This is a genomic window from Rhodococcus sp. 06-1460-1B, from assembly GCF_002258475.1.
GTDB classification, from domain to species: domain Bacteria; phylum Actinomycetota; class Actinomycetes; order Mycobacteriales; family Mycobacteriaceae; genus Rhodococcoides; species Rhodococcoides fascians.
Window position 1 is genome coordinate 87,605 of record NZ_NOYS01000019.1, and the last position, 19,404, is coordinate 107,008.

The window sequence follows — 19,404 nt, forward strand, 5'->3', positions numbered from 1 at the left end:
GGCATGACCGACGACGCGGACAAGCTCTTTCGCCGCTACGACGAGTGGTGGACGGCGCTCTCGCCCGACGATCGAGCGCATGTCGAGAAGTGCTGCGAGTCCGGCCGCACCGACGAGCGCCTCTGTGCATTGGTGATCGAGCACAACGGCCCGTCGAAGGCGGCGTTCGAGGCGGGCAGCAAACTGTCCGTCGGCAACAGCAAGTACTGCGCGATCCCCAGCGCGCTGCTCGAATTTCTCGAGGCGAAGCGCGCACACCCACCACTCAGCTAGACGGTCGCCACAGCTCCAGTTCGGGGATTCCGGGTGGGGTGAATCCCATGACCTGACCGTAGAACGACAGTTCCGATTCTCGGGCGTTCACCTGTGTTTCGAGTTTGCGGAATCCGTGCGACTCACCGGCGTACGTGAGGTAGGCGTGCGGTATTCCCTTCTCCACCATGGCGTCTCGGAATCGTTCGGCCTGCGAGGGCGGCACGATGGGATCGTCGAGACCCTGCAGCAGCAGTACCGGGCACGAGAGTCCGTCGACGTTGTTCACCGGCGCGCGAGTGCGATACAGGTCGATGGCCTCGGGCAGCGGCCCGATGAGCCCGTCGATGTAGCGGGACTCGAAATCGTGCGTCTCGGCGACGAACATCTCCAGTTCGGCGACGCCGAAGTACGAGGCACCGCAGGCGAATACGTCGGACGAGGTGAGCGCGGCCAACACCGTCCAGCCACCTGCCGAACCACCTTCGATGGCCAGCCGGTTCGGGTCGGCGAGACCGGCATCGGCCAAGCCACGGACCGCGGCGATGGTGTCTTCGACGTCGACCACGCCCCACTGCCCACGCAACCGGTTACGGTATTCGCGCCCGTAACCACTGGACCCGCCGTAGTTCACATCGACGACGCCGATGCCGCGGCTGGTGAAGTACGCGAACACCGGGTTCAACGCCGGTGCCACATGAGCCGTCGGACCGCCGTGCACGAACGCGACGTACGGCGGTAGTTCGCCGTCCAAACCCTCGTAGGACGGGTTACGTGGTGCGTACTCGATGGCATGCACTTCGCGATCCGGTCCCTGGAAGGTGACCTGACGCCCCGCGGGCAGGTATTCGACATCCGGTATCGACTCGAAACTCGAACGCACACTGCGTAGTTCGCGGGTGGCCAGGTCGACTGCGAACAGTCCCGACGGCACCTGAGCGCCGCCGCCCCGGAGCAGAACTGTTGATCCGAGCCGTCCCCCGAGCCCCACCGAAGTCACTCCGTCGAGTTCGATGTCGTCGAGGGTGCCGGTGGCGGGGTCGAGAACGGCGAGCGTATCGGTCCCGACGGTGCGAACGGTCAGCAGCCTGCCGTCGTCGAGAACGTCGTACCAGCGGGCTCCGAGTTGCCAGAGCGGGGCACCGAAGTCTGCATCGAGGGTCGACACCGGCGTCGCTGCGCCGTCCAGCGTGACCGAATACAGGTTCCACCAACCACTTCGGTCGCTGATGACGTACAGCGACTCGTCGTCGATCCATTCCGGCTGCAACACCGATTCCTCGGTCGAACCCGCCAACACAGTCCACGACGACGGATCCGCCAGCGATGCGACCCGCAGTTCTGTTCCGTCCCAGGGCATCTGCGGATGGTTCCAGGCGATCCACGCGATGCGGCTGCCGTCGGGTGAAAGCCTGGGGTAGGCAAGGAAATTCGATCCCGAGACCAGTGAGCGCACTCCGCCGCCGCCGAGGTCGATCGCGACGATGTCTCGGGTGACGGCTCCGGCGTCGTGGGTCTCGCGGACGGCGATCACGTCGGTACCGACCACCGACAGCTCCCCGTACCGAATGCTCGACGCCACAGCCGGGGCCGGGGTGAGCGGTAGTGGTGCGTCGCCGGGGGTGAGCCGGTAGATGCGTTGATCGGAGAATTCCGCGAACACCAGATCGCCGTTCGGCGTTGCCGTCCATGCGCCGCCGCCGTATTCGTGAACGCGGGTGCGGGCATTGAACGGTGCCGGCAGGATCGCCTCGACCTGTCCGTCGACGTGGCGGCAGATCGCGGTTCGGCCCTGTTCGGTGGGCCGCACCTCGGACCACCAGATTTCGTGTCCGACGAATCGTCCACCCTCGACGGGGTGGCCGGCCGACGACAGGTCGGCTGCGGTGATGGGCGAGGGCCAGGATCCGTACGCGAGAGCGGTCACCTGCTCCACCCTAGTGAACTCCACACGCACGTAACGCGGTGTTCATCGCGCCTTCAACCGCGGCACAGATGATGGTGGGACGCAGCACGAGGGAGAGATCATGCGCCGGACCACCACCCACTCCGTCGACCACGAGATCCTGACGTTCGGTCGTACCTGGCACGGGTACGGCGGCGGCAGTGCCGAGGACATCTATGTGGCGTTCGGGGTAGATGCGTCCACCTACTTCCGGCGACTCGAGCGCATCCTCGATTCCCCGGTGGCCGACGACCTGACTGCGAGCGAGCGAGCCGCGATGCTCGACATCTGCCGGCACCGCACCGACGGTCAGGGCTAGACCGGAGTCAGCAGCTCGGGGCTGTTGTTCTTCACACTGTTCACCGCGGTACTCACCTCGTAGGGCTCGAGCCGCGGCTCCGGTATCGCGGCCAGCAGCTCGGACACCTCGCCCAGGTCCGTCAGCGTCGGATCCAGCCAACTCGCCCGCAGCTCCGGGGGCAGCACAACCGGTGATCGATCGTGGATGTGCCCGAGGGCGTCCGCAGCAGTTGAGGTGAGCACGGTGGCCGACCAGACCCAGCGGTCCTCGTCGTCGTCGGCCTTGGTGGGGTCTCGCCACAGTTCGTACAGACCCGCCATCGCCAGCACGCCCTGCTCGTGCAGGAAGTACGGCACTTTGGCACCGTCGCGCTTCTCCCACTCGTAGTACCCGTCGGCCGGAATGATGCAGCGCCGACGACTTGCGGCCTTCTTGAACGACGGCTTCTCGGTGATCGTTTCGGACCTGGCGTTGATGAGCCGGGACCCGATCTTCGCGTCCTTCGCCCACGACGGAATCAATCCCCATCGCACCGAACGCAATTGGCGCACGGCGTCGGACTCGGGTTCGTCCTTGGGCGCGCGTTCGAGCACCGTTCTGATGGTCTGGGTCGGGGCGACGTTGTACGACGGCGGCACTTCGTCGCCCACTGTCTCGGCGATGTCGAAGACCGCCTGCAGGTCGCTGTCACTCCGGGTACTGGCATACCGTCCGCACATGGAACGAGATTGTTCCACCTGCCACCGACACGGCCCAGTGAAACGGCGGTGCCCGAACGACAACCTCGTGGATTCCCACGGCACTCACCTGGCACGATGTGACGGGTGAGCACTCCGCAGATCCACCCACAGCCGCGTTATCGCACGTTGCAGCAGTCGACCAAGCTGCAGAACGTGCTGTACGAGATCCGCGGACCGGTACACGCGCATGCGGCCAGGCTCGAGGCCGAGGGCCATCGCATCCTGAAGCTGAACATCGGTAATCCGGCCCCGTTCGGGTTCGAGGCTCCGGACGTGATCGTGCGAGACATGATCGCGGCGCTCCCGGTGGCTCAGGGCTACTCGGAGTCGAAGGGAATCCTGTCGGCTCGACGTGCCATCGTGACGCGCTACGAGCTCGAACCGGGCTTCCCCGATCTCGACGTCGACGACATCTACCTCGGTAACGGCGTCTCCGAGCTCATCACGATGACGATGCAGGCGCTGCTGGACGACGGCGACGAGGTCTTGATTCCGGCCCCGGACTACCCGTTGTGGACGGCGATGACGACGCTGTCCGGCGGCAAGGCGGTGCACTACATGTGCGACGAGGAGAACGGGTGGAATCCCGATCTCGCCGACATCGAGTCGAAGATCACTCCGAAGACCGTCGCGCTGCTGGTGATCAATCCCAACAATCCGACGGGTGCGGTGTACTCCAAGGAGGTCCTGCAGGGCATCGTCGATCTGGCGCGCAAGCATCAGCTGCTGTTGCTCGCCGACGAGATCTACGACCGGATTCTCTACGACGACGCCGAGCACACCTCGCTGGCGAGCCTGGCTCCGGATCTGCTGTGCCTGACGTACAACGGTCTGTCCAAGGCGTATCGCGTGGCCGGCTACCGTGCCGGATGGCTCGCGATCACCGGCCCGAAGAAGCACGCCGCGGGGTTCATCGAGGGTATCGACCTGCTCGCGTCGACGCGTCTGTGTCCCAATGTGCCTGCCCAACACGCCATTCAGGTTGCTCTGGGTGGGTATCAGAGCATCGAAGATCTGATCCTGCCCGGCGGGCGGCTGCTCGAGCAGCGAGATGTCGCGTGGGAGAAGCTCAACGCCATTCACGGGGTCTCGTGCGTCAAGCCGCGCGGTGCGCTGTACGCATTCCCGCGACTCGATCCCGAGGTGCACGAGATCTACGACGACGAGAAGCTCGTACAGGACCTGCTGCTGCAGGAGAAGATCCTGGTTGTGCAGGGAACCGGATTCAACTGGCCCGGGCACGATCACGTGCGGATCGTGACGCTGCCGTGGGCCCGCGATCTGGCCGTCGCGATCGAGAGGTTCGGCAACTTCCTGTCCTCGTACAAACAGTGAGGCTCGAAGTTACCCACAAGTAGTTGAAAGTGATGGACAAAACACCGGGGTGATCCCGCCTCCGCCGCGAATCATCTGTACATTGGCGGACGGCACTTCGGTGCCCGCGAGCCCTGTTCGTACCCATCCCCCCCGGGTCGATCAGGTGGTGGCGGGGGACGCCCCCCCTGCTCCCCGCCACCGAGCTCCTCGCCACGGCCGAGTACCCGGCCGGTACCGATCCGGCCCCGTACTAGCCTTGCACCGTGGAACCACACGGCACGCAACCCTCGGACGGCATCTCGCCGGGCTCCACTTCTCATGTGGGTCACGGTCACGGCCACAGCGACTCCCCCGTGCCGTTGGGACCGGTGGCAGCCAAGGTCGTCGTCGGATTGCTGATCGCTATTGCCATAGCCGTCATCGCCGGGGCCTTCGCGCTCTGGCCCAGCAAACAGAGCATCGACATCCCGCTGCCGTTCCAGACCTCGGGTGGCGGTGCAGTGTCCACCGAGGCGGGCACCATCACCTCGCAGAGCATCGGGCCCTGCGGGAGTCCCGACGCAGGTCGAGCATTCACCGGCAACCCGACCCCTGCGGTCAACGACTCGTACGAATGTCAGCGCAGCATCGTCGACATCACCACCGGTGAGGACGCAGGCAAAAGGACGGTACTCGAGATCGCGCCGGGTCCCGGCCAACCGACTCTGAGCGCCGGTGAGGACATCCGGCTGGTTCTGCAGACAGACCCCTCCGGTGGAGTCCGATACTCCTTCAACGACTATTCCCGCGGGCTTCCGCTCGGGTTGATCGTCGGCGTGTTCGCCGTGGTCATCTGCGTCGTGGCCCGCTGGCGGGGCTTCCGCGCGCTGGTGGGCCTGCTCATCGCGTTCGCCGTCCTCGTGGTGTTCATGCTGCCCGCGCTGCTCGACGGCGCTCCGGCCATTCCGGTCGCGCTGGTCGCCGGCGCGATCATTCTCTACGCCGTGCTGTATCTGGCGCACGGCGTGAATCTGCGCACCAGCTCGGCGCTACTGGGCACACTGACCTCGATGGGCGTGGCCGCAGTCCTGTCCTACGTCGCGATTCGGATGACGCACCTCACCGGGTTGTCGGAGGAACAGAACACCGCGGTGCAGACGTACATCGGCAATGTCAGCGTCACCGGTCTGCTGTTGGCCGGCTTCATCATCGGCTCGCTCGGTGTGCTCAACGACGTGACGATCACCCAGGCCTCGGCGGCCTTCGAGTTGGCATCGGTGGACGAGACGGCGTCGCGGCGCGAGATCTTCACCGCCGCGATGCGGGTGGGGCGCGATCACATCGCCAGTACCGTCTACACCCTGGTACTCGCGTACGCCGGTGGTGCGCTGCCGCTGCTTCTGCTCTTCAGCGTCGCCGACCGGTCGATCCAAGACGTGTTGACCGGCGACGCGGTGGCGATCGAAATCGTGCGGTCGTCCGTCGGTGGCGTCGCGCTGGCCCTGTCGGTACCGCTCACCACTGCCATTGCCGTCCTGCTGGCTCGGCCGATCACCTCGTCGCGGACGAGCTCTTCGCCGCGGGCGGCCAAGCCCACACGATCGCGGGGCTCGGGCCGCCACAGCGCGTAGAGCGGCTTCGCCGCACGTGAGTGGAAACTCGTAGCAGGCACCGATCTTTCGTGCACGTGCGGCGAAGCCGCTCGGTCAGGCGAACGCCGCCGCAACGGTGGCGGACAGCAGCTCACCCTCATGGGTGCTCAGGCCCGCTTTCAGACCGGGGTCCGCGGCGCAGGCGGCTTCCCAACCCTTGTCGGCCAGGGCAACCACGTAGGGCAGGGTGGCGTTGGTGAGCGCGTACGTCGAGGTACGGGGCACGGCTCCGGGCATGTTGGCCACGCAGTAGAAAACGGATTCGTGCACCTTGTAGGTGGGATCGGCGTGGGTGGTGGCCACCGAGTCCTCGAAGCAGCCGCCCTGATCGATGGCGATGTCGACCAGAACCGATCCCGCCTTCATGCGCTGAACCAGGCTGTTCGACACGAGCTTCGGCGCTTTCGCTCCGGGGACGAGTACGGCTCCGATGACCAGATCGGCAGCCAGCACGGCCTGTTCGAGTTCGTATGCGTTCGACACCACTGTCTTGACGGCACCGCGGTACTGATCGTCGATCGCGCGCAGCGCTCGGACATCGAGATCCAGTACGGTGACGTCGGCGTGCATGCCGAAAGCGATTGCGGTGGCGTTCTTTCCGGAGACGCCGGCTCCGATCACGACGACGTTGGCGGGACGCACTCCCGGTACGCCACCCATCAGTACGCCGCGGCCACCTTCACTCGACATCAGGTGGTAGGCACCGGCCTGCGGTGCCAAACGGCCGGCAACTTCGCTCATCGGCGCGAGCAGGGGCAGCGATCCGTTTGCGGCCGTGACGGTTTCGTAGGCAATGGACGTGGTGCCCGACGCCAGCAACGCGTCGGTGCAGGCCTTTGACGCCGCAAGATGCAGGTAGGTGAACAGCACCTGACCCTTGCGCAGGCGTGAATACTCCTCGGCGATGGGTTCTTTGACCTTGAGCAGGAGATCGGCCGCGTCCCAGACGGCAACCGCGTCGGTGAAAATTTGCGCGCCTGCGGCTTTGTAATCGGTATCGGTGAACGACGAACCGGCGCCGGCTTCGGTTTCGATGATCACTTCGTGTCCTCGCGAGACAAGTTCGTGCACGCCTGCCGGGGTGATGGCCACCCGGTATTCGTGGTTCTTGATCTCGCGTGGAATTCCGATTTTCATGACGTCCTCCTGCAGTGGCGGTGACCGAAGCGACGCTCCGTGGGTACGCCAACTATGAATTATGTGCGGAATTGCTGCAATGGATGTGAACAAAATTCTGTATCGTCGGGCCATGGATGCAGATAGTTCATTTCAGCCGGTCGATGAGGGGGCTCGATCGAATGATGTTCGGTCCGTCGCCCTGGACCGAATCGACCACATTCTGCTCGACCAACTGCGTCGAGACGCACGCACACCGAACAATGCGCTGGCGGCCGCAGCAGGGATCGCGCCGTCCACTGCCCTCACCCGAGTTCGGGCGCTCGTCGAACGCGGCGTCATCCGCGGCTTCCACGCCGACATCGACCCCGAGGCCCTCGGGCAGGGCATTCAGGCCATGATCTCGGTTCGGCTGCAAGCGGATGCTCGACGGCGGATCAGCGAATTCGGTTCGAAGATCGCGTCCCGACAGGAGACGCTGAACATCTACTTCATTGCCGGGGCCGACGACTTCCTGGTGCATGTGGCGACGGTCGACACGGCCACCCTGCGCGATTTCGTCGTCGAGAATCTCAGTGCCGACCCTGCCGTCGCAGCGACCGAGACCATCTTGATCTTCGAGCACATCAGGCCGCGAAACACGAACGCGGACAAATAGAATCGATCAGGGTGCCGGCGGCACGATCGGGGGGAAGCCCGGCAACGTGAAGTCCGGGAAGCCCGGAATCAGCGGCGGCGGCTGCTGCGTCGTAACGGGCGGAACGGACTCGACCGGTGCCGGCGGCGGCTCGACCGTCGTGGTCTCGGTGGTCGTGACCGGCTGTTCCCACGTGGTTTCCGGCTGCTCGGTCGTCGGCTCCACAGTGGTGGTCGGTTCCGGCGCAGGCGGTGGCGGCAACAGAACGGGAGCAGGCGTCGTCGTCGGCACCGTCGTGACCACCGGAGTATCGGTTTGGTCGCGACTGACCGAGGTGTCCACTACCTGCGGAGAGTTCTGGTGGGTGAACATGAAGCCGGACACGGCGACCACCGCTGCCGCGCAGAACGCGAGCACTCCGCCGGTCCGCAGCCTGCGCCGTGCGCGAGTGCGATCGTCTTCACCGTCGTCGTCGTCGTAATCGGCGTCGAGCCAGTAAATGTTCTTCAGCTGGAACGGAACGGGCTTACCGTCCTCGACGGTGTCGGCGGCAGCATCGGTGGCGGACGTATGCGACACCGGCTGTACTGCAGGCGCTTCCACGGCGACAGCAGAGACTTCAGCCACGCCGTTCTCGGGAATCTCGTGCACCGCAGTCGATTCCGGCGAAGGCTGAGCATCCACGGTGGACGACTCAGGAATATCGGCGGGCGCGTCGGCGAACTTCGAGGATTCGAAACCGGTTGCTGCAGAAGCCGATTCGGTAATCGATGCGGCAGCGATCCACGGACGTGCGGGCACGGGACGACTCGAGCTCGGCGTCGCCACCGGCGGTGCGGCATGCTGCGACTCCGAACGCGCGGGCATCATCGGCCCGGGCGCAGGTGGCACCACAGGCACAGGCGGTGCCACCGGAGCCGGCGGGACAACAGCGGCGCTGTCCGTGTGTCGACGTCTCGGCACGCTTGCCTGCGCGTCGCGCGCAGTACGGTCCGGAGCGGTTCTGGTGCGCGAATTCGGCCGCGCGGCCAATGCTGCTCCGCGTGCGGCCACCGTCTCGGGCTCGGTCGGGACAATCGAGGGCAGTTCGAGCAGTGGGCCCACGCGCTGCTGGACGATGGGCATGCGGGCACCACCACCGATCAACACGACCGCGTCGATCGGCACGTTGGCACCGATCATGACCTCGCGGGCGAACTCGATTGCCTCGTCGAGCAGGTCTGTGATCAGCAGTTCGAAATTCTCCCGAGACAGCAGGATCATCCCGCTCGCGTCGGGCAGGCACACGGCGTCCTGGGTGGACAGGCGTTCCTTGGCGATGCGGCAGCGCTTCTCGAACAGCGCAATGTCGGGGTCGGTCGCCGGCTTACCGAGGCGCTGGAGCTGATTGTTGCGCACGTAGGCGTCGATCAGATCACCGCTGTAGGAGCCGGAGCGCTGGGATGCCGTCACCGTGCGCGCTATCAGGTCGACGACGCTGACCGTCAATCCGGAACTACCGAGGTCGAACAGGGCGACAGAGCCGGCACCTCGCGCCTCACCGGTGACGGCGAGGTATTCGATGACGGCCTCGACCTCGGGGACCAGGTGGTAGTTGTTCAGGTGAGCACCGGCGAAGGCGGCGCGCAGCGCATCGGCCTGACGCGGATCCCGGTAGGCGATGCCGGTGGACAGTTCGGGTTCGACCTCGGCAGCGGCACCGATCGATTCGGCGGCCAGGTGCGGGAGGTCCCCGGTGGCACTGTCGATCAGTTCGTTGCGAAAGAACAGTGGCCTCTCGACGTCGGTGACCAGGGCGGACGAGGTGTCGCCGGAGGCTCCGAACTGGTCGGCTCTGGGCTGCGCCGTGCGCACGGCTCGGGTCCCCATGGACACCCCAAGCAGCACAGTCACGATCGTCGGCCTCACTTCGTTCGGCGGTTTCGGTGAACGCCCCATCGGGAGTCCACCCGCACACGGTACCGTCTCGCGGCGAGCTGCACTAAAGGGTGCCTACGGGCCTGCTTGTTCGGCTTCGGTGTCGGTGAAGCCGAAACCGATGTCGGACGCCTCGCCGGGAGGCTGGTACATCTCACCGGTGTACGAATATTGCTCGACGTAGAGCTGCTCGTACGTCAGAGTGGTCGGTCCCGCCGCAGCCGGTTGGTCCGGTGGAGGCGTGTCGGTGACCGGGGGTGCGATCTCGGCGAGAGTCGCCTCGAAACCGGGGTCGGTATTGATCACGGATCTGGGCGCATTGTCGAAATCGGCGAAGAGCGCGAACATCAGCGCGACAACCACCACTCCCACCGACACCGCCACGGCGCCGATCTTGAGTACCGCCTGCCGAGTCCACTGGCGGTCCGACAGGTAAGACATAGGAATCGCAGCGACCCCGCGGCGGCCGACACCACGGACTCTGTGTGGCGATGGGTCTTCCCGAGCGAGTTCCGGTTCGGGTTGCGTCGTCGACTCGACCTCGGACGGCGACTCCGATTCCACTACCTCCACTACCGGCGACGGTTCCACTACCGGATCGGGGACCTGTTTCGAGCCGATTTCAGCCCTGATCAGCGCGCCCTCGGCAACCGGCGACACCGAGTCGTGGACGGTGAGCGGCACCGGCCAGGTGGCGCGAACTCGCCGCTGGACGAGGGGGCTGTTGGCCACTCCTCCCAGCAACACGATCGCGTCGGGGGTCCGGGGACCGACCCACTCGATCATGTCGTCGATCAGTGGGGTGGCGACCGCCTCGAACTCGTCGCGTTCGAGGATCATCGGGCCGTTGTTGGGTGCGCGCACACCGGCCGACGTGGTTAGTAGCTCCCGAAGCTCTCGGAAGAACGTGCGATAGGACGCGACACCCTCGGGCCCTTCCGGTTCCGGCAGGATCCCCTTGGTCATCACCAGGCCCTGCACCACGTCGTCGAGGCGTTCGCCGCCGAACGACTCCGTTCGGTCGTGCCATTCGACGGTTTCTTCGGCGGTGTTCAGAACCAAGGCCGACGTTCCGCGTCTCCCGAGGTCGAGCACCAGCACGGTCGTCGCGTCGGCGAGGGTGTCGAGCGAACGCACGAACGCGAGCAGCGCGTAGTGCTCGTCGACCGTCTCGACGGATGCAGCCAGGCCTGCCGACGTCGGGAAATCCGAGTAGCGCAGGGTGCGAGCCTCGCGCCCGGTGATGACGACGGAGTCGAAGGGGCCGCGCGCTCCGATTCGGTCGGACAGGTCGTGCATCGCACGGTCCGGATCGGTGAGTTCGAGATCGACGGACTCGACGACGCGGCGGTCACCATCGGTGTAGGCGATGCGCAGGGCGTCCGACTCCACGGCCACGCCGCAGACTGGTCCCATCGAGTGTTGTCCTTCGATTGCTTGCCGTATGAACAGACGATCGGAACCTATCGTACGCACGCTCGGTGTGGCCGAAACGAGCAAACGGGCCGAAAAACCGACATGCGGGACGTAGGTCACGAAACTTGCACTCGGTATGCGGTATCGGCTTCAAACAATCTGAGATATTGTTTACCCGGGTCTGGGGAGACTGCGGGTCGAAATATTTTCCGTCGGCCCGTACGACTTGCGAGGCCGCCCGGTCTCGCACCCAAGCGATCGGTGGAGGTCCGTCACGATGGAAACACTCAGTACGCAGTTCGACGCACGCATTCGGGACGTGCTGGACAGGCTCGGCAAGATGCCGGTCGCCGCGTCGGACATCGACTCTGCTTCCGACCTCTACGACAGTGGCTTGACCTCGCACGCGAGTGTCAACGTCATGATCGGCCTCGAGGACGAGTTCGACATCGAGTTCCCGGACTCGATGCTGCAGAAGTCCACGTTCGCGAGCATCGACGCGATCGCAACTGCTGTCGCACAACTCGCAGGCTGACGACCATGACGGTCTCGTCCGACAGTCGCCCCGCGCAACTGCCCCTCACCGACGTCCTCAAGACCCTCCGCACGTTCGCGGCCGAGGTCGACCGCGAGGGCAGGTTTCCCGCCGAGTCCGTCGACGCTCTGCGCTCGGCAAATTTGTTCGCCGCCGCGATACCGACAGCGCTCGGCGGCGGTGGCCTGTCCCTCACCGAGCTCGCCCGGGTCGCACGCGACCTCGGTGCCGAATGTGCCTCGACGGCAATGATTTTCGTCATGCACCAGTCTCAGATCCTGAGCATCGTCAGGCACGGCGGCACCCCCACATCCGACGCGTTGCTGCGCCGGATCGCAGCCGACCAACCGCTCGTCGCGTCGGCGACGACGGAGATCAACATCGGCGGCGACGTGCGTTCGAGCAGCTGCGCGGTCGAGTACGACGGAGACCGCATCCACCTGGCCAAGACCGCACCGGTGATTTCGTACGGCGAATACGCCGAGATCGTTCTCGCGACGGCGCGGCGCACGGTGGACAGCCCGCCGAGCGATCAGGTTCTGGTGGTGTGCCAGAAGCCCGACGTCACTCTCGAACGCACCAGCAACTGGGACACTCTCGGGTTTCGTGGCACCTGCAGCCCGGGCTTCCAGCTCGACGCCGTTGCCGACCGCTCGAGCATTCTGCGCGACAACTACGGCGAGATCTCCTCGCAGACAATGCTTCCGGTGGCCCATGTGCTGTGGGCCTCGGCCTGGCTCGGTATCGCCGACGCAGCCGTGTCCAAGTCCCGCAAGTTCGTCCGCAAGGCGGCGAGCAAGAGTCCCGGCGTCACTCCTCCCTCCGCCCTGCGGCTGGCCGAGTTGTTCGTGGCCCACGAACAACTCGTCGACACCGTGTTCGGCGCAGCGGCGAAGTTCGAGGCCATCGCAGATTCCCCCGAGGAGCTCGGTTCCATCGGTTTCGCCGTCAAGATCAACAACGTCAAGGTGACGGCGTCGACTCTCGTCATCGACATCGTCGGCAAGGCGATGCAGATCTGCGGCATCTCCGGGTATCGAGAAGACGGCGACTTCAGCATCGGACGGCACCTCCGCGACGCGCACGGCTCGGCGATCATGGTCAGCAACGAACGCATCCTCGCGCACAACTCTCAACTCGCGCTTCTCTACAAAGGCAAATGATGACCCAGACACAGGACAAGACCTCCGAAATGGATTCGGCACGAAGCGAATTCAGGCAAGAGCTCGTCGACGCCGGCTTGTTGATTCCGTCGTCGGTGCTCGGTCTGTACGGCCGGTCCGGCGAGTTCGAGGACATCATCGAATCGATCGACCGTCGGGTCGTGGCCGCGAGCGCGTCGGAACACGGAACGGCTGTGCCCAGGTTCCGATTCCCGCCGGTCTTCCCGCGGGAAGCGTTCGAGAAGACCGACTACATCGCGTCGTTCCCCAATCTCACCGGTGCCATCAACACGTTCGACGGCGACAACAAGGCACATGCCGCGCTGCTCGCCGATCGGTCCGAGGGCAAGGACTGGGATCACCACCTCGAGTCGGCCGGGACGATGCTGGTGTCCGCGGCATGTCACCCGTCGTACTCGATGTTGCCGTCCGTACTCCCGTCCGGCGGGACGACGTACGACATCTACGGGTACTGCTTTCGGCACGAGCCTGCCGTCGACCCTGCTCGCATGCAGGCCTTCCGCATGCACGAGATCGTGCGGGTCGGCACTCCGGACGACGCCGTCGCCCACCGGGAGAGGTGGGTGCAGCGCGGCCTGGAGGTGCTGGCCGATCTGGGTCTCGAGGCAGAAGCGGTGATCGCCAACGATCCGTTCTTCGGTCGGGCAGGTCGCATGCTCGCGGCCAATCAACGCAACGAGAACCTCAAGACCGAGTTGGTCGTGCGGCTGTACGGAGACCTGGACGACGGCACGGCCGTGGTCTCGTGCAACTGCCATCGCGATCACTTCGGCCACACCTTCGACATCAGCACCGCCGACGGCGAACCTGCACACAGTGCGTGCGTCGGCTTCGGCATGGAGCGTATTGCGCTGGCGCTGTTGCGGACCCACGGTATCGACCGCGACAAGTGGCCGAGGTCGCTTCGTTCGTGACGTCGGTAGCCGACGTCGATATCCCTACCAGCGATCGGAGCGCGCTGTGAACACCACGAATACGGCGACATCCGAGTCCGCCGACAACCGTACCGACGAGCTGGAACAGCTACTGATCACCGAGGCAGGCGTACCGGGCAGACAGTCCACCTGGTTCGGGTCGGCAACATCGCCGCTTCTCGGTGCCGTGCACGTTCCCGAGGGATCGGTTGCCCGCGGTGCCGTCGTACTGGCACCGCCGCTCGGCAAGGAGCAGGTCGACTCGTACCGCGGTCTGGTCCTCCTGGCTCAGCGCCTCTGCGCTCGAGGCCTGCTCGTACTGCGCTTCGACTATCCGGGAACGGGCGACTCGTCCGGTGCACAGGACGACGACGGCATCGTCGAGCAGTGGCAACGCAGCGTCGTCACGGCGGTCGATTTCGTTCGGCAGTGCGGTGTTCGCGATGTTGCGGTCGTGGGTCTGCGAGCCGGCTCGCTGCTCGCCGCATCCGTGGCGGATCGGTGCGGCCCTCTGACGGGAATGGTGTTCTGGGATCCGGTCGTCAGTGGCCGCTCGTATCTTCGGGAACAGCGCGCCCTGTATTCGATGACCGTTGCGCGAGACGACGAGTCGGACCCGCGAGTGTCCATCGTCGGCGCAGTCCTGCATGCCGGAGTGGCGGCAGAATTCTCGACCCTGGATTCGTCGAAGCTGGAACGGCTCGACTGCCCGGTACTGGTTGCCACGCGCAGCGAACGTGCCGACGCCACGCCTGTTCGCAGACTCGTGTCCGCGCAGCAGGCGGACGAGCACACCCTCCGCAATCACGACGCATTCCTCGAGCCACCCGCCTGGGACGTGGTCATTCCGCGTCCGGACATCGACGTGATCGCGCGCTGGGTAGAGGCCACGTTCGCGTCGACGACCACGCCGGTCACCGTTCCGATTCGACGTTCCGCCGTGGTCTCGACTCCCCGGGGCGACGTCGTCGAAACCATCGAGCGGCTCGGTGACGACGAGCTGTTCTCCATCCGCACCACCGCGGTGGCCACGACGGCCGGCGGTCCTGCTGTGGTCATGTACGGCACCGCGTACGAGCACCGGGTCGGACCGGTACGGCTGTGGGTCGAGTTGGCCCGCACCCTCGCGACGGCGGGCATCACCTCGGTCCGTTTCGACCGTCGCGGTACGGGAGAAAGTGGAGACGTCGGTGCCGACGACGCACCCACGCTCTACAGCGAACTGGGCGACGACGACGCACTGTGCGCCGTTCGATCCGTGGGAACAGCGCCCGACAAGATCGTCTCGGCAGGTCTGTGCTCGGGTGCGTGGTATGCCGGTTACGCCGCCCACCGCGAGGGCCTGAACACGGCGATTCTGATCAATATGCGCGAATGGACGACGCGGCGTGTCGATTTCACCAAGAGATCCACCATCGCCCAGAAGCAGGGATTGACCGCGATCGCACTCGACCGCGCACACACGGCCGCCGTTCGCTTCAAGAACTGGTCGCAACCCCGGATGCCGTACCGACTGTGGCTCGCGCTCGGCCGTCGTGGCTGGATCCAGGTTCCCGAAATCTCGTTGGGAGAACTGCAGCGCAAGGGAGTCGACGCGTCCGTGCTGCTCGTCCCGGACGACAAGCAGTGGTTCCTCGACAACCGCGGCCCCGAGAGCCTGCATCGGTTGCGCCGCCGGGCCGAGCCCGAGCACCCGCCCGTGGTGAAGGCGTTCACGGACGGAGATCACACCCTCTTCGGACGCGATGTTCGCGACACGGTCAGGGCCGAGATGCTGCAGACGATCGGTGCTGCGCTCGGAGTCCACATCGAACCGCAGGACCCACCTGTGAAGGTGAACTGGACGCCGTTGTGAAACATCGCGCTCGCCGGGTACCCCCGCCCGATCACGGCCGACTCGACAGGATCACCTACTACCCCGTCGAGCAGGTCCGATGGGACATGGGCTTCAACAGCCGTACCGTGCCTTTTCACGCGGTGCCGCCCGAGTTCGCGGTCGCGGCGTCGCAACCCCCCGGACAGCTGTCTGCGGCCGATTCGATCCCCGACGGGGACCCGATGTTCACTGCGGCCGAGGCGTCGGGCACGGCCGTTGCAGGCTCCAAACCCGCCGGCCGCAATCTCGCACTGAACTCGTTCGCGATGATGTTCTCCACCATTGCCACCGGCGCGCTCGGTCTGGCCTTCTGGGCCGTGGCGGGCCGGCTGTTCCCCGTCGAAGAAGTCGGCAGTGCATCGGCGGTGATCGCGTCGGCGGTGATGATCGCGACGCTGTCCAACCTGAGTCTCGGCTCGATGTACGAGCGGTTCCTGCCGACTGCGGGCGTGAAGGCCAAGTCCTATGTGCTTCGCGGCTACGCTGCCGTGCTGTCGCTGGCGCTGGTCCTGGGATGCGCGTTCTTGGTCGTGGCACCGGTGGACGAGTTGTTCACCACCACGACCGAGATCGCGACGTTCCCGATTTTCGTCGGCGTACTGGCCGTGTTCGCGCTGCAGGATCAGACGTCGTCCGGGCTGGGCTTCGCGCGGTGGGCGGCGGCCAAGAACGTCTTCCACGCGGTCGTGAAGTTGGCGGTCCTGGCCGTCACGTACGAAACCGGCCGTAGTTTCACCATCATCGCGGCGTGGGCGGTACCAGCGGCCATCGCGGCGATAGTGCTGTTCCGCGCGTTCGGGAAGAAGCTCGGCACCGATCCGCGATACCAGCTCACACCGAACCTGCCGCCCCGTAAAGAGCTGTGGTCGTACTTCGGGTCGGCGTACGGCATCACTGCCTTGGGAACCTTGGCACCCCTGATGATCCCGATCATCGTGGTGAGCACGCTCGGTGCCGAACAGAATGCCTACTTCTCGCTCACCTGGTCCATCGTGAGCGCCATCTACGTGTTGATCGGGGTACTGGTCGGCCCCTTCGTGGCGGAGGCGGCTGCACATCCCGAACAGTTCTCCAAGCTCGCCAAACGCTTCATCGGGCTGCTGTGCATCGTCGCCGTGGGCGGATCGTTCTTTCTGGCGGTCGTCGCACCGTTCGGACTGGGCATCGTCGGCCCCGACTACCGCGAGAACGGGACCATCATCGTCCATCTCGCTGCGGTGACCATCCCGCTGTCTGTCGTCGGGGCCCTGTACGACGGTCTGGCGAGGGTCCGTCGTCGTATGCGGCTTGCGGTGCTCGTCCAGATCGCGGCCACCATCATCATCGTCACCGGGTCGTTGACGTTGTCACCGAGCTTGGGCATCGCGGGCATCGGCTGGTCTTATCTGGCGGCCGAAGCCTTCGGTGCCGTGGTTCTGTTGGTGCCCCTGATCAGGTGGATCGGGGACCTGTCCGGCGGCGCTGGTGCCGAGCATGCCGCGCCGGCTCTCGATCCGCGCGACGAATCCACGTCGCAGGCGACGGGTCGTGAGCACAGCGTACGAGCGTAACCGACATCACTCTCGTTAGCTGGCACCGCAAACATTCTTCGAGTACGTTTATACGCAGCTTGACAATCTCATGGCTTCTTTTAAGCTTCTAGTCAGGAAAAGACAGTGGGTTCGACGGGTAGATCAATCCCGCCGAAACCTACGTGCGAACTCGGCGGGGGTCGTGTCGCATCGGTCAGATACAGCTGCAGTAGCTCGATCAGCTAGTGCCCACCGAACTCGAACATCTGGAATGGATATGTTGAATCGTCAGAATCCCCGCGTCAGTGTCGTCATCCCGACTCTCAACGAGGCCGCGAACCTTCGCCATGTCCTCCCCTTGCTGTCCCACGAATTCGAGCTCGTACTGGTCGACGGCGGATCCACCGACGGAACCATCGAAGCCGCACGCGAGATTCGCAGCGACATCCGCGTCATTCAACAGACCCGCAAGGGTAAGGGCAACGCGCTCGCCTGCGGCTTCGAAGCTGCCACCGGCGACATCATCGTCATGTTCGACGCGGACGGCTCTGCCGACGCGGCCGAGATCCCCCGGTTCGTCGATGCCCTGATCGCCGGTGCCGACTTCGCCAAGGGCAGCCGGTTCTGCGAGGGCGGCGGCAGCCACGACATCACGCCGCTGCGCCGCGCCGGCAACGGTGGTCTGCACCTGGTGGCCAACACGCTCTTCGGCACCCGTTTCTCGGATCTGTGCTACGGCTACAACGCCTTCTGGCGAGACCTGGTGCCGGTCCTGGATCTACCCGTGGTCGATCAGCCGGGCAGCGAGGGAATGATGCTGTGGGGTGACGGATTCGAGATCGAGACCATCATCAACTGCCGCTTCGCCGAGGCGTCCGTACGGATCGAAGAAGTGCCGAGTGTCGAGCTGGCGCGCATCTACGGCCAGAGCAACCTACGCACCTTCTCCGACGGCTTCAGGGTGCTGCGCACCTTGATGACCGAGCGCATGCGTGCCCGCAGAATCTCCCGCAAGCACATCGCTCGCCCGTCGCGTGAGTCGATCGATGCCCGCACCGACATGGACCTCGAGTTCGAGGTCATGGAGTCGTTCGGCGAGGTCATCGAGCTCCGCGAGAGAACGGCGTGAGTCTGCCGACTTCCTCGGTCGTCATCTGCGCGTACACGCTGGCTCGATGGTCCGAACTGTGCACTGCCGTCCGTGCCGTTCTCGATCAGAGCGTCGCTGCCGACGAGTTGATTCTCGTCGTCGACCACAATCAGCAGCTGTCCGAGCGCGCTCGCGCGGAATTCCTGCCGCTGAGCGACACCGTGAACGTGGTCGAGAACAGCCACCCACGAGGACTGTCGGGGGCACGGAACACCTCTCTGGACCTCGCCACGGGTGACATCGTCGTCTTCTTGGACGACGACGCGTCCCCACGTACGACCGAATGGCTCGACGCCATTCTGTCCCATTACTCGGATGATGCCGTGTACGCCGTTGGGGGCTCTGCATACCCGGTATGGCCGGACAAGCGTCCGGCCTTCTTACCGGCCGAGGTAGTGGGTGAACCCGGCGAACTCGATTGGGTCGTCGGGTGCACCTACCGCGGGCAGCCGACGGAAACCGCTCAGGTCCGTAATCTCATGGGCGCGAACATGTCTTTCCGCCGCGCGCCGGTCGTCGAACTCGGCGGCTTCGTCTCCGGAATCGGCCGGATCGGACGCGTTCCGCTCGGGTGCGAGGAGACGGAACTGTGTATTCGCCTGCGCCAGACGCATCCCGACGCGCAGATCGTGTTCGATCCCTCGATCGTCGTCGATCACACCGTCAGTGCCGATCGGACGCGACCCCGCTACCTCATCACCCGCAGCTACGCCGAGGGCGTGTCCAAGGCAGCGATCGCCCGACTGATCGGTGCGGGCGACGCACTGTCGTCCGAGCGTGCGTACACCGCCAAGGTTCTCCCGCGTGCCGTCGGCCGTGAGACGAGCGCGGCTGCTCGCGGCAACCCCGCGCGGGCGTGGGGCGCAATGGCTGTGGTGGCCAGCGTCGGTGCTGCGGGAGTCGGTTATGTCCGAGGCAAATTCAGCGTGAGCCGCTAGCGGCACGTGCACGAAACTTCGTAG

The 19,404-nt window shown here is 65.2% G+C and carries 17 protein-coding genes; 12 read left to right on the forward strand and 5 right to left on the reverse strand.

The window, feature by feature from the left end; translation table 11 throughout:
* Positions 1-3: 3 nt before the first annotated feature.
* Entirely contained in the window at positions 4-273 is a 270-nt protein-coding gene (locus CH268_RS08540) for a hypothetical protein (protein ID WP_027495639.1), read from the forward strand.
* On the opposite strand, the gene CH268_RS08545 is transcribed toward CH268_RS08540, so the two are convergent.
* Positions 266-2,179, reverse strand: a complete 1,914-nt coding sequence (locus CH268_RS08545) for a dipeptidyl-peptidase 5 (protein ID WP_094663796.1) — start codon at positions 2,177-2,179, stop codon at positions 266-268. The two genes, CH268_RS08540 and CH268_RS08545, sit on opposite strands and share 8 nt — an antisense overlap.
* A gap of 100 nt (positions 2,180-2,279) precedes the next feature.
* Between CH268_RS08545 and CH268_RS08550 the strand changes: the two genes are divergently transcribed.
* Positions 2,280-2,516 (forward strand): DUF3263 domain-containing protein, encoded by a 237-nt coding sequence (locus CH268_RS08550; RefSeq protein WP_094663338.1) that lies wholly within the window; start codon positions 2,280-2,282, stop codon positions 2,514-2,516.
* Here the strand turns inward: CH268_RS08550 and CH268_RS08555 are convergent.
* Positions 2,513-3,217, reverse strand: a complete 705-nt coding sequence (locus tag CH268_RS08555) for an SOS response-associated peptidase (protein WP_094663340.1) — start codon at positions 3,215-3,217, stop codon at positions 2,513-2,515. The two genes, CH268_RS08550 and CH268_RS08555, sit on opposite strands and share 4 nt — an antisense overlap.
* A 105-nt stretch (positions 3,218-3,322) precedes the next feature.
* On the opposite strand from CH268_RS08555, the gene CH268_RS08560 reads away from it, so the two are divergent.
* Complete coding sequence (locus CH268_RS08560; RefSeq protein ID WP_027495635.1) at positions 3,323-4,573, forward strand: pyridoxal phosphate-dependent aminotransferase; 1,251 nt, start codon at positions 3,323-3,325, stop codon at positions 4,571-4,573.
* 302 nt (positions 4,574-4,875) lie between these two features.
* Entirely contained in the window at positions 4,876-6,165 is a 1,290-nt protein-coding gene (locus CH268_RS08565) for a YibE/F family protein (protein ID WP_094663342.1), read from the forward strand.
* A gap of 75 nt (positions 6,166-6,240) precedes the next feature.
* Here CH268_RS08565 and ald read toward each other — a convergent pair whose 3' ends face one another.
* Positions 6,241-7,323, reverse strand: coding sequence for an alanine dehydrogenase (gene ald, locus CH268_RS08570; RefSeq protein ID WP_094663344.1), 1,083 nt, complete (start codon positions 7,321-7,323; stop codon positions 6,241-6,243).
* Positions 7,324-7,435: 112 nt separating this feature from the next.
* Here ald and CH268_RS08575 point away from each other — a divergent pair, with 112 nt between their 5' ends.
* On the forward strand, positions 7,436-7,960 hold the full coding sequence (locus tag CH268_RS08575; protein ID WP_176457883.1) for an Lrp/AsnC family transcriptional regulator: 525 nt from the start codon (positions 7,436-7,438) through the stop codon (positions 7,958-7,960).
* A gap of 6 nt (positions 7,961-7,966) precedes the next feature.
* Here the strand turns inward: CH268_RS08575 and CH268_RS08580 are convergent, their stop codons facing one another.
* Complete coding sequence (locus CH268_RS08580) at positions 7,967-9,832, reverse strand: Hsp70 family protein (protein ID WP_094663800.1); 1,866 nt, start codon at positions 9,830-9,832, stop codon at positions 7,967-7,969.
* A gap of 99 nt (positions 9,833-9,931) precedes the next feature.
* Positions 9,932-11,272, reverse strand: a complete 1,341-nt coding sequence (locus tag CH268_RS08585) for a hypothetical protein (protein WP_141215104.1) — start codon at positions 11,270-11,272, stop codon at positions 9,932-9,934.
* Positions 11,273-11,549: 277 nt separating this feature from the next.
* Here CH268_RS08585 and CH268_RS08590 point away from each other — a divergent pair, with 277 nt between their 5' ends.
* From CH268_RS08590 to CH268_RS08620, 7 genes are all read left to right on the forward strand, one after another.
* Positions 11,550-11,807, forward strand: coding sequence for an acyl carrier protein (locus tag CH268_RS08590; protein WP_094663348.1), 258 nt, complete (start codon positions 11,550-11,552; stop codon positions 11,805-11,807).
* 5 nt (positions 11,808-11,812) lie between these two features.
* Entirely contained in the window at positions 11,813-12,970 is a 1,158-nt protein-coding gene (locus CH268_RS08595) for an acyl-CoA dehydrogenase family protein (RefSeq protein WP_027495628.1), read from the forward strand.
* Positions 12,967-13,905, forward strand: coding sequence for an amino acid--[acyl-carrier-protein] ligase (locus CH268_RS08600; protein ID WP_094663350.1), 939 nt, complete (start codon positions 12,967-12,969; stop codon positions 13,903-13,905). Before CH268_RS08595 ends, CH268_RS08600 begins: the two co-directional genes overlap by 4 nt.
* Positions 13,906-13,951: 46 nt before the next feature.
* Positions 13,952-15,760, forward strand: a complete 1,809-nt coding sequence (locus CH268_RS08605; RefSeq protein WP_094663352.1) for an alpha/beta hydrolase — start codon at positions 13,952-13,954, stop codon at positions 15,758-15,760.
* The gene (locus tag CH268_RS08610) at positions 15,757-17,331 is read left to right on the forward strand and encodes a lipopolysaccharide biosynthesis protein (RefSeq protein ID WP_052061501.1); all 1,575 of its coding nucleotides are present in this window, start codon (positions 15,757-15,759) and stop codon (positions 17,329-17,331) included. Before CH268_RS08605 ends, CH268_RS08610 begins: the two co-directional genes overlap by 4 nt.
* Before the next feature lie 238 nt (positions 17,332-17,569).
* A complete protein-coding gene (locus CH268_RS08615) occupies positions 17,570-18,421 on the forward strand; it encodes a glycosyltransferase family 2 protein (protein WP_032372043.1) in 852 nt (283 codons plus the stop codon).
* Positions 18,418-19,380: a glycosyltransferase family 2 protein gene (locus tag CH268_RS08620; protein WP_094663354.1), complete on the forward strand. Its 963-nt coding sequence runs from the start codon at positions 18,418-18,420 to the stop codon at positions 19,378-19,380. Before CH268_RS08615 ends, CH268_RS08620 begins: the two co-directional genes overlap by 4 nt.
* Positions 19,381-19,404: the final 24 nt, after the last annotated feature.